9 protein-coding genes are annotated in these 10898 nt (G+C 42.0%); 3 read left to right on the top strand and 6 right to left on the bottom strand.

The window, feature by feature from the left end:
* Nucleotides 1-130 precede the first annotated feature (130 nt).
* Together IL356_RS16245 and IL356_RS16240 are read left to right on the top strand one after the other, a co-directional pair.
* Complete coding sequence (locus tag IL356_RS16245; protein WP_121849633.1) at nucleotides 131-1090, top strand: D-2-hydroxyacid dehydrogenase; 960 nt, start codon at nucleotides 131-133, stop codon at nucleotides 1088-1090.
* A 10-nt stretch (nucleotides 1091-1100) separates the two neighbouring features.
* The gene (locus IL356_RS16240) at nucleotides 1101-2057 is read left to right on the top strand and encodes a metallophosphoesterase family protein (RefSeq protein ID WP_121849632.1); all 957 of its coding nucleotides are present in this window, start codon (nucleotides 1101-1103) and stop codon (nucleotides 2055-2057) included.
* Between the two features lie 9 nt (nucleotides 2058-2066).
* Here the strand turns inward: IL356_RS16240 and IL356_RS16235 are convergent, their stop codons facing one another.
* From IL356_RS16235 to IL356_RS16215, 5 genes are read right to left on the bottom strand one after another with little or no spacing between them, the layout of a single operon-like run.
* Nucleotides 2067-3236, bottom strand: a complete 1170-nt coding sequence (locus IL356_RS16235; RefSeq protein ID WP_121849631.1) for a dipeptidase — start codon at nucleotides 3234-3236, stop codon at nucleotides 2067-2069.
* 56 nt (nucleotides 3237-3292) lie between these two features.
* On the bottom strand, nucleotides 3293-4144 hold the full coding sequence (locus IL356_RS16230; protein ID WP_162987921.1) for a Nif3-like dinuclear metal center hexameric protein: 852 nt from the start codon (nucleotides 4142-4144) through the stop codon (nucleotides 3293-3295).
* 30 nt (nucleotides 4145-4174) lie between these two features.
* Nucleotides 4175-5470 carry a glucuronyl esterase domain-containing protein gene (locus tag IL356_RS16225; protein WP_121849629.1) on the bottom strand — a complete coding sequence of 432 codons (1296 nt, stop codon included), beginning with the start codon at nucleotides 5468-5470 and terminating at the stop codon, nucleotides 4175-4177.
* 50 nt (nucleotides 5471-5520) lie between these two features.
* Nucleotides 5521-7098 carry an FG-GAP repeat domain-containing protein gene (locus IL356_RS16220; RefSeq protein WP_121849628.1) on the bottom strand — a complete coding sequence of 526 codons (1578 nt, stop codon included), beginning with the start codon at nucleotides 7096-7098 and terminating at the stop codon, nucleotides 5521-5523.
* A 53-nt stretch (nucleotides 7099-7151) separates the two neighbouring features.
* Entirely contained in the window at nucleotides 7152-8939 is a 1788-nt protein-coding gene (locus tag IL356_RS16215; protein WP_121849627.1) for an L-fucose isomerase, read from the bottom strand.
* Between the two features lie 176 nt (nucleotides 8940-9115).
* Here IL356_RS16215 and IL356_RS16210 point away from each other — a divergent pair, with 176 nt between their 5' ends.
* Complete coding sequence (locus tag IL356_RS16210; RefSeq protein WP_192466568.1) at nucleotides 9116-9763, top strand: HAD family hydrolase; 648 nt, start codon at nucleotides 9116-9118, stop codon at nucleotides 9761-9763.
* 22 nt (nucleotides 9764-9785) lie between these two features.
* Here the strand turns inward: IL356_RS16210 and IL356_RS16205 are convergent, their stop codons facing one another.
* A complete protein-coding gene (locus IL356_RS16205) occupies nucleotides 9786-10868 on the bottom strand; it encodes a sialidase family protein (protein WP_205601253.1) in 1083 nt (360 codons plus the stop codon).
* Between the last annotated feature and the right edge of the window lie 30 nt (nucleotides 10869-10898).

Genomic DNA, 10898 nt, shown 5'->3' with positions numbered 1-10898 from the left:
CAAATATAGCATTCACCTTTATTTAACTAGGTTAAGATACTAGGGGTAAAAGACAAAAAAGCAGAAATATGAGGTGCCTCTTAAAGCTTATATTTGTAAAAATGGATGTTTAAAAGGTAGCTGAACACAAATGAAGATAATTGTACTTGATGGGTATACGCTGAACCCAGGAGATTTGAATTGGGATGGACTCAAAAATCTAGGAAATCTCAAAGTGTATGATAGATTACCCAACGAAACTGATAAAATTGTGGAAGCTATCAGTGACGCCGCCTATGTCTTTACCAATAAAACGCCATTACCAAAAGAGGTCATTAGAAGGGTGCCCCTTCTAAAATATATCGGTGTATTGGCCACTGGTTTCAATGTGGTCGATGTCGATTATGCCAAACAGCGCGGTATTACCGTTACGAACGTACCCACTTACGGAACACAGGGCGTAGCACAAATGACAATGGCCCTTTTACTGGAAATGTGCCATCATGTAGGCGAACATAATCGAGCCGTTCAAAATGGCGACTGGAGTTCTAGCGATGATTTTTGTTTTTGGAACTATCCCTTAGTCGAACTAGAGGGCAAAACGATGGGCTTGGTCGGCTTCGGAAGTATTGGTCAGGCAACGGCGAAGTTGGCCGCTGCATTCGGCATGAGGGTAATCACGACGGGAAGCAGTAAAACTCCCGAACCGGAAGGCTGCTCATACGTTGATTTTGACCAACTTTTGGCAGAGGCCGATGTAATAAGTTTACACTGCCCACTGACTGATGAGACCAAGGGCTTGATCAATGAGAACTCGATACAAAAAATGAAAGATGGGGTCATGTTTATCAATACATCTCGTGGGCCGTTGGTTGTTGAAGAAGATTTAAAAAACGCCCTTGTTAGCAAGAAAATAAGCTATGCCGCAGTTGATGTAGCCTCCAGTGAGCCTTTGAATGCCGATAATCCGTTATTGGGGCTTGATAATTGTATCATCACTCCGCACATCGCCTGGGCCTCGCAAGCAGCTCGTAAGCGTTTGATGCAAACCGCCGTATCGAATTTAGAAGCTTTCTTGGCAGGAAAACCTGAAAATGTAGTTAACCCCTAATAGTTTTAGAATGGAACAAAAAAAGGAGTCACTAACCAGAAGAAAGTTTTTAATTAAATCAGGCCTGGCAACGGCAGCGACGCCTTTGATCCCGTTTTCCGTTAGGGGAGAGGAGCCCCTCATTGCCACAGATGAATCTTCTTTCGAATTTGTCTTCATGACCGACATACACATCAAACCTGAAATGAATGCCCCTAAGGGGTTTCAAATGGCTATTGATAAAACCAATGAACTGAATCCTGATTTTGTAATTACGGGAGGAGATTTGGTCTATGATGTTATGCGTGGTGACTACGAAAAAAGCGATGCACTTTTTAAGCTATATACCCAAATGGCAAAAGGATTTAAAATGCCGGTTTATAACTGTATAGGTAACCACGACCTTTTTGGTATTTATGAAGAGAGCCCTGAAGACGAAACGCATCCTGATTATAAATATGGTATGTGGCAGCGCTATTTTGGCGAAACCTATTATGCTTTTGACCATAAGGGTTGGCATTTCATTACCCTGAACTCTTTAGATGTTACCGATAATAAGAGGTACAAGGGTTCTTTTCACCAAGACCAACTGGCTTGGTTAAGAAATCATCTTAATGCTATTGATACCAAAATACCAATTGTCATTACCACGCATATACCTATGCTCTGTACTTTTTCACAGTTAAATGGCAAAGAAGGCACGAGAACGGCAAATAATGCCTTCGAGGTTTTTGACATTTTTAAAGAGCATAATTTAAAGTTGGTTTTACAGGGACATATACATTGGAAGGAGTATGGTTTTGTAAATGACCGTGTTCATTTTTTGACCGGTGGTTCGATTGCCGGAAACGGATGGAAAGGGAGAAGGCACAATACCAAAGAAGGTTTCATGAAGATAAAGGTTAATGGCGAAGATTTCTCATGGGATTATATTGATCACGGTTGGGAAGCCGAACGTATGAAACTGGGCGTTGGTGTTCAAGAATAGTAGTGGGCCTTATTTGAGATTCGCTAACATGAACCTTTTTACATTTTCACCCAAAATGGCCCTCATTTCGTTCTCGCTAAAACCCTGTGCCATTAGTTCTTCTACCAGAAGGGGCATTCCCGTAACATCAAAAGGCATGGTAGCACTTCCATCATAATCGGAGCCTAAAGCAATACAGTCAATACCGGCAATACTTTTTACATGCTTCATGGCATCAACAATACCTTGAATTTCAGGAGAACTCACGGCGCCCTTAAAAAATGCGATGCCTATCAATCCTCCGTTCCTAGCAATCTTTTTTATATGTTCGTCAGAAAGGTTTCTCGAATTGTTCATGGTACCTTTCACACCTGTATGGGAAACAATTAACGGTCTATCGGTCATCGAAAGAATATCGTCTATCATGGCCGGCGCAGCATGTGCCAAGTCTATGAACATGCCCAGCTCATTCATACGATTGATTACCTGACGGCCAAAATCGGTCAGCCCTTCTTCTGAAATACCATGTGCTGAACCGCCCAATTCGTTATCAAAAAAATGGGTAGGCCCCAGCATTCGTAGGCCTTCTTCATATAACTTATCCAGATTTTGAAGATTTCCCTCAAGGCAATGACCTCCTTCGACACCGAGAAAGCCGCCAACCGTTCTTCTATCGTTTTTCCGCTGATTTAGAAGATGCTCGAAGTCTTTTTGGTTTTTGACCAAGATAAAATTACCCTCAAAATCGTCGACATATTCCCGTAGTTTTTGACACTGGTATTCGGCCCTTTTAAAAAGGCTGTTCCAGTTACTCAAAGGTTTTCCCTGTACTATATTGAGCAAAGTAATGTTATCAAAAGAATCGCTAGAATTTTTTGAAAAGTTTTGCCCCGCAGGTGATTTGGTAACTATAGTAAAAGCCTGCAAGGCCATATTCGCATCTTGCATTCTCGGGAAATCAACATGACCGACATCGTTTTTCTTGGTCAAATCCCTACTCCACAAAAGGGCATCACAATGCAGGTCTGAAACAAAATCCAAAGAATTATAAAATTCAAGGGCTTCGTTAGAAATGGTATAGGGTGGTTCTTGTTGGGTCTGGTTATGCTTTTTATCCAGCACCTTGGGCACAATAGTAATGACCGCGATATAGATTAGGGTTAAAACCAAAATTACAATGAGAACTGTTTTCTTTTTCATTTGATTTATGCGGGTTACTTCTGTTGAAACTGACTATTTTTCTTATGATTTATAGTTCAATACGTAAAATAGGAAGATTCACATTCTATGAATTCAACGGGAATGTCTGTTATGAAATCACGCATCCATTTGGCCGCAAACTCCATTCCCGCTTCCTCAGAATTGATATGCCCCAAGAAAACGATGGCTTTGTTTCGGCCTTGCAAAACGGCATCCCTTACATATTCATAAGTTTCCCATTGTGGAACCTCCCCGGCAATCACCACATCAACATCGTTCTTTCTTAATTGTGAAATATGTGCATCGGTACCTGAAGCACCTGGTATAAAGGCCACATTCGTTAGTGGCATATCTTTGTTTCCCACCACGTGAAAAGCATTATCAGGAAAGGTCTTTTTCAGTTGAATCAAAAGTTCATTGAGCGTAGTCTGAGGAAATTCAAACTGGTAATAATTGCCATCTTGAATGTTTTCTTGCCAACCTAGGCGTTCGATTATGCCCGACATTATAGCATCGGGCCGAATGCGATGCACATAATCGTGAAATCGCCATACCACTAAGCCGTTATCTAAAATGAACTTCTTTTTTTCTTCAAAAACGGGGTCACCCTGAAATTTATCGGTACTATCTAAATGATTATAATAAAGAGGCTCGTGGGCAATGATAAGGTTGCAATTTTTGGCGACCGCTTTTCTGAGCACATCCATAGTCGCAAACATACAGGTAACAACGCCTTTAACAGTGGTTTCGGGGTCTCCCTCTTTTACTATATCGACCGTGTTGTTTACGGTTGCGGCTTCCGTTTCGGTGATAATCGTTTGAATCGTTTCCTCTGCGGAAACTTTTTCTTGACAGTACATCAGCAAAGGAGAAAGCAGAATGATGAATATTTTGGTGGGTGATTTCATCGGCATAGATTTTTAAGGTTATACTTTTTACTATTTGTTGATGAAGTGCATTTTTAGAAAATCGATGAACACATCGTTATCGCTGGGCAGCGAGCCGTGACCTCCGGCGTGCATATAATAGCCCAAGTCTTTTAAAATCGGTTTTTCTGCCGCGGGCCAAGTTTTTGTTTGCAGCCCTTCGGCACCCAACAATTCGTAAACGGGCTCTACGGCTACGGCAGCATCAAATTCTCCTTTGGGGTCTGACCAATAATCGGTATCGCCGGTCTGTAACATGAGCGGGCGAGGGGCAATCAGTGACAGGAGCATATGGCTATCGATAGGGGAGCTATTAGGATCAAAACTATATTTGGCCCGTCTTCCACTAAATTGATAGAAATAGCGGTTGGGGTGCACCATGTGGTGAATTGTTTCCCCGTATTGCCGTCTTGAAATAGCTGCACCGCCTTCACCTGAACAGCTGGCTATGACCATGCCGAACCTTTGATCAATGGCTCCGGCCCACAAGACGGTTTTTCCAAGTCTTGAAATGCCATATAAAGCTACTTTTTTGCTATCTATGTGATCATTGGTCACCAGATAGTCCATAGCATAACTAAGGCCCCACGACCAAGCCGAAATTGTTCCCCATTCATTTGGTGCCGGATAATCTTCGCCTTCTTCTAAATAATGGCCCCTAATACCATTCTTAAATCCCGCGGGATAGTCGGGTTCGATATCGCCATAATAAATGGTCGCGACCCCAATACCGTTATCTAAGAACTTCTCTACATCAAAGGGTTTAAAGGCCCTTCCTTGAGAAGCAGGGACTCTTTCCCCTTCACGGGTCCACATCATACCCTCTTTGAGTTCAGGGTCATCTACCGCGTTGGAGTTGGGAGAAAATCCGATTTTCAGGAGTAAGGGAACGGGTCCTTTGCTCTTTTTTGGAAGATAGATTAAAAGATCGGCTTTTATTTTCGTGGTATCTTCCGTAAAAAACAGTCTCACTTGAGTTCTTGATGCCTTGTTATTAAAGGCCGAACCATCATTCTCAAAAACGTTAAAGTTTAATTTGGGTTTTTCAGGAAATAGGCCAAACTGTTCAGTTTTGAACAGGCTCAGTATCTCTGGTCTTCTTTTGTTGAACCACTCTTCACGACTAGTAATCTTATCACCGTTCTCTGAGATGAGAAGTTCAGGCAATTGATAATCGGGAACGTTATTTTCATCATAATTGATAGCAATACCGGCTACTTTTTTGTTCAAGTCTTGCGCGTTTGCGAATGATGTAATCGACATTAGGTAAGCAAAAGCCCAAAAGGCCTTTCTGTGAAAAAATGACATGAAATGAAAGTTTGATTTCTTGAAAGTTACCATATAATTTGATTGATAAGTTAGGGGATGTACATATTTTCAAGAATTGCCACAGACGGACTTTCACTAAGCCATCTCTTGCTAAGACCTGTGGTATCGCCTTTGGCCAAAAAATAGACAAATGATCCCAAGGCCAGATCAACATCACCATCGCCATCGATATCTCCGGCATCCATTACCAGCCACCTACCGTTACTGGCTTTTGGGAAAGATTGGGCACTAAAATTTAGGTTGCCTTTATTCTCGAGATACACAAAACTTTCTTCCGGCCTATTGGCATAATCAGGAAAGAAAGAAATTGCTGCTATATCTAAATCTCCATCCTTATCAAAATCAATTGGTAGCGCGTTATAAGCCCCGTTCATTCTAAAAAAATAGGCTTGATCAAAATTCATTTCGCCGTCGTTCAGGTATATGTACACTCCATGATAGTCTTTTAAGATGGGGGTTTTGTCGGCATTATCACCACATACATAAAGTAGGTCATCGAAACCATCACCATTAAAATCAATGTATTCAAAATTTTGACTACCGTTCAACGGTGAAAATTGTAACCATCTCTTTTCTTGAAAATTGCCGTTACCTTGGTTTTCGAAACAATAGATGCCTTCCTCGCCCTGTGCCATGAGGCAAATTATATCCAGCTTCCCATCTTTATTGACATCTTTAATGACCGATTTAATAGCACCGGATGCTTTTTTAATAACCTTTGGTTGCCATTGGTTCTCTCGGTTTTCGTACAGAACAAGCTGACCAGTGTGGTCACCGTACTCGCAAATGACCATATCTTCTTGACCATTGCCCGTTAGGTCACCGTAGGCCATATGTACGGGTCGTTGTAAACCTTTTAGAATAGAAGTTAACCGTACTTGAGCCGAATCGTCACCTATGTTTGATAAGCCTTGAAGTGTGCCTTTTGACAAATCGTTCGGAAATATATTTTTACCCACACTCAATAATTGAGAAGAATCTCCTTTTTGTTCCCATTGAATGGGCGTATTGAAAGTAAGTATGTTTTTTTGCAATTGTTGCTGGGCATCTAAGAAAGAAAGTACGTTACTTTTTGGTTTGCCATCGGCAAAGAGAACGCCTTCTTGGTTTGGTCTAATTTTCACCATGGTGGTCATGGGTGGGCGGTGGCCAAATTCAACTTCTCGATATTCGAACTGTTTTAGATTGAGGTCTATACTTTCGTTATAGACAGGCGAGGGTACCTTCTCCGGTGCGTTTTGAGTGTAAAATTCTTCAAGTTTTCTCCAATCTTCTTGAGCAATAATCGGATGCTCAGGATAAATATGGGCCTGCTTCACAACTTTTGCATTTTCAGCATTCCCAAAAATACTATCGTTGAGCACGCCATTCGTGTAGAGACCCAATCGCTGTGCCATGGCCGGTAGAACATCTTCTTTCCAGATATTTTTTGGTAGCATTTCAGGGGAAACATAACTATGGCACGAGGCACAATGTATTTGAGCCAATTCACTACCGGTTAACTGCGTTGCCTTTGGCTCGGCTGTGTCAACCTTTTTCGGTTTTGAATTTGATTGGCAGCCGGCCAAAGACCATATAATGATGCTATAGGTAAATAGTTTTCGCATTTCTATTTAGGTCGTTCCTAAAGATAGGCCAACCGAAGGAAGTACCATAACGTTTATTTGATTCCGTAAATGGGGCCGTAAGCACTGCACGCCCTATAATCTTGACCTTCTTTGTCTTCACCGAACGATGACCAAAGTGCAGGTCTGAAGATTTTTTCTTCTGCTACGTTGTGCATGTTCACCGGAATTCTCAACATCGAAGCCAAGGTGATTAAGTCGGCCCCGATATGGCCATAACTGATGGCCCCATGATTTGCTCCCCAATTGGCCATTACGCTGTACACATCTTTAAAGGCACCTTTGCCCGTAATAATTGGTGCGAACCAAGTGGTAGGCCACGTAGGGTTGGTACGCTCATCGAGTAATTTATGTACTCCGTCTTCCAAAACTACCGTATGACCCTCGGCAATCTGTAAGACCGGGCCTATACCCTTTACCAAATTGATACGGCACATAGTAACCGGCATTTCACCGTCGGTCTTGAATTGAGAGGAATAGCCGCCACCTCTAAAATATTCTTTGACCGCTTGAGGCCATTGGGTCGCTTTCAAACAATTATCAACCTCATCTGTGGTAATATCCCAAAAAGGTTTCATGACCGGGTTACCAGCTAAATCTTTTTGTTGGGCCGTAGCGTCTAACGTAGTCGACCCCGAATTGATAAGGTGAATGATTCCATTTTTGGCTTTTCCTTGAAGGCTTTTTCCGGTGGCCCTCAGAACCGATTCCGGACTCCAATAGGTTCTTACGTCGGAAAATATTTGGGCAGTATTCGTTAATAGATGGCCAAAAAGCATTGAAACACCGTTAAGACTGTCATTTTCTGTTGCGACCATAAATGCCTGTCTTATCCCGTTCCAATCGAAAGAAGAATTCAATATTGCTTCTGAGAAATCTCCGTTGGGCATATGGTCTGTCCATTGCCTTTGCCCTTGAAAACCAGATATGATGGCATTTCTTCCAAAAGACTCCTCACCAAACCCCATTTGCTTCAGTTTGGGGTTCCCGATCATTAAATCTCGAATGATTAGGGTCATTTTTACAACGGTCTCCCATTCCCATTTTTTTCTTTCGGCACTGCCTTTTAAATCTTCTCTGTTATAGTCTTTTCCCTCTTTACAATTTTCGATGGTCCATTCATATGCCTTCTTAAATTCATCCTCATCAAAAATATTTTCCTGAATTCGTCTGTTCACTTCACTTTGGTCAACAAATTCGGTTCGCATACCTAAATAGTCATGAAAGAACCCTTGGTCGACCATCGAACCCACAATACCCATTGAAGAATAACCGACGGATAAGTATGACTTGCCTTTCATTTGTGCTACTGCAAGGGCCGCCTTCACAAAACGAAGAATTTTTTCCTGAACATCTTGGTGTATTTCGGTATCGTTGGCGTCTTGCACTTCTTTTCCGTAAATACTGAAGGCAGGTAGGCCTTTTTGAGCATAACCCGCCAATGCCGCTGCCAAATAAACGGCGCCAGGTCTTTCGGTTCCGTTGAAGCCCCAAATAGCCTTGATCGTATTGGGGTCGGCATCCATCACTTCGGTACCATAACACCAAGCAGGGGTTACGGTAAGGCTCACGGCAACCCCCTCACGCTCAAATTTGTCTGCACACATGGCAGCTTCGGCAACCCCGCCGATGGTGGTATCAGCAATGATACAACTGATTCCTTCCCCACTGGGAAATCTAAGATTGTCTTCGATTAACTTGGCGGCGTTCTTCGCCATTGCCATGCATTGCTTTTCAAGAGATTCGCGTACGCCTCTTTCACGACCGTCGATTACAGGTCTGATACCCACTTTTGGTAATCGACCTATGAGCCTGTTCCCCATTATTTAAGTTTTAATAGTTGTGTTAAACTGAGTAAATATTGACTGATTATGTAAAAATAGAGGTAATCAAATAAGAGCGAGGTTAATATAATATAGCTTTTTAACAAGATACTTTCAAGGTCATAAGAGGTATGTTTTTAGTTTTGTTCTTACCACTTCTTATTCCTATTGTAAAAATGACTACCCACATCATATTTGACATGAACGGAGTGATCACCGATGACGAACATTGTCATGAAATGGCGACCAAAGAAGCTTTTGGTACGTTGGGTCTAAATGTCTCTCCTGATATCTATAGAACATATTGCTTAGGAAGAACAGATGTAGCAGCTTTTACCGATTTGTTCAATGACTTTGCCATTAAGCAAGTTGATATATTGAGTACCATAGAAAAGAAAACAGAAATCTACTTGGGGCTTGTCGAGGAGAATTTGAAAATTTATCCGGGAGTTGTCGAGTGCATACAAAGGCTTTCGAGTTCTTACACGTTGGCTTTGACAACAAGTTCTACAAGGGTTGAAGTGAGTTCAACTTTAGGTTTGACGGGTTTGACCGATACATTTGATGTGATTCTAACCGCAGAAAATGTCTCCAAGGGCAAGCCGGATCCCGAACCGTATTTGTTGACCCTGCAAGAATTGAAGGCCAAAGCGAGTGAGTGCATGGTCATAGAAGATTCAGAAAACGGGATTAAATCGGCTAAGGCGGCAGGAATTAGATGTTTGGCCATACCGAATACTGAGACAATCGATAAATTAGCCCTTGCCGATGGAATATTTCACAACTATAGTGAATTGACCAAAGAACTATTTGACTCTCTTTAAAATCTGTCAAAGAATTTGAAACTTAAAGTTTGGCAGGATCAAGAACCACATATTTAACGGTTTTCCGATTCCAGGTATAAACGATGTGCACTAAGCCATCCTTCGCCTGTATGACCGTAGGATATGAGTACTCTTCTCTCTCTTTATCTGTAGATTCCCTTAAAGGTTCAAGGTCTAGAACACGCTTCCATTCTTTTCCATCTGTAGAGATACCTATACTTAATGGAACTCTGTCGCCCCAATTTTTTCCATTAGGGTTGTAAACCAGAAGATGCCTTCCATCTAAAAGACTTACCCCATCAATACCGGAATTGGGGTTAGGTAGTTTCGTGGCTTCCATGTCGCTCCAGGTCTTTCCATAATCAGATGACCAATTTTCTGTAACCACTTCGTTTTTCGTTCTGCTCAACAGCTGTAATCGACCTTGACCATGATTAAAGATTACCGGTTGAATTGCACCAAATTTTAAGGGATTATTCAGTGGTGGAGTACTTGCCCATGTTTTCAATGAATCACTACTACTCTCTACATGTATCGTCCAATCTCCAGACGTAGTCTCTGTGCTTGAAGGCGACAACACATCGCCGTTTTCTAATGTAATCGGTTGGTTTTTGATGGGCCCTAATATACCTTCTGCTAACCTGATCGGCTCTGACCAAGAGGCTCCGTCATCTTCGGAAGTCATGTAAAGTCCCCACCATTCTTGAGGGCTAGGCCCTACTTTGTAATATAGGTAAAGCGGTCCATTTTTTTGCTTAAACAGAACTGGGTTCCAACAGGCGTATCTCGTAACCCCATCAGGCTGCAATCCATTGACAACCTCGATAGGCGTTGACCAATGATCATTAGTTTTTCTAGAGACCCAAATACCGACATCTTTATTTTTTTCTTTGGTGCCGCCAAACCACGAAGCAACAACGGTTCCGTTGCTTTTCTCAACAGTAGAGGCATGGGCTTCGAGGGTCGGTGCATTTTCCAAGCCGTAAATGAACTCTTGCATTATTACTGATTCATGTTCGATAGGCTGGTCTTCAGGTAGTTCAAAAGGTTTTTCTTTACATGATGAGGCCAAGGCCACAAGTGTGAGTATTATAAGTAAGCGCATGTGGTTAATTGATAAGTATTAAAGAATTTT

Source organism: Euzebyella marina (assembly GCF_014855515.1).
In the GTDB taxonomy this organism is placed as follows: domain Bacteria; phylum Bacteroidota; class Bacteroidia; order Flavobacteriales; family Flavobacteriaceae; genus Euzebyella; species Euzebyella marina.
The sequence above is the reverse complement of the archived record's forward strand: the minus strand, read 5'-3'. Positions and strand labels throughout refer to the sequence as shown.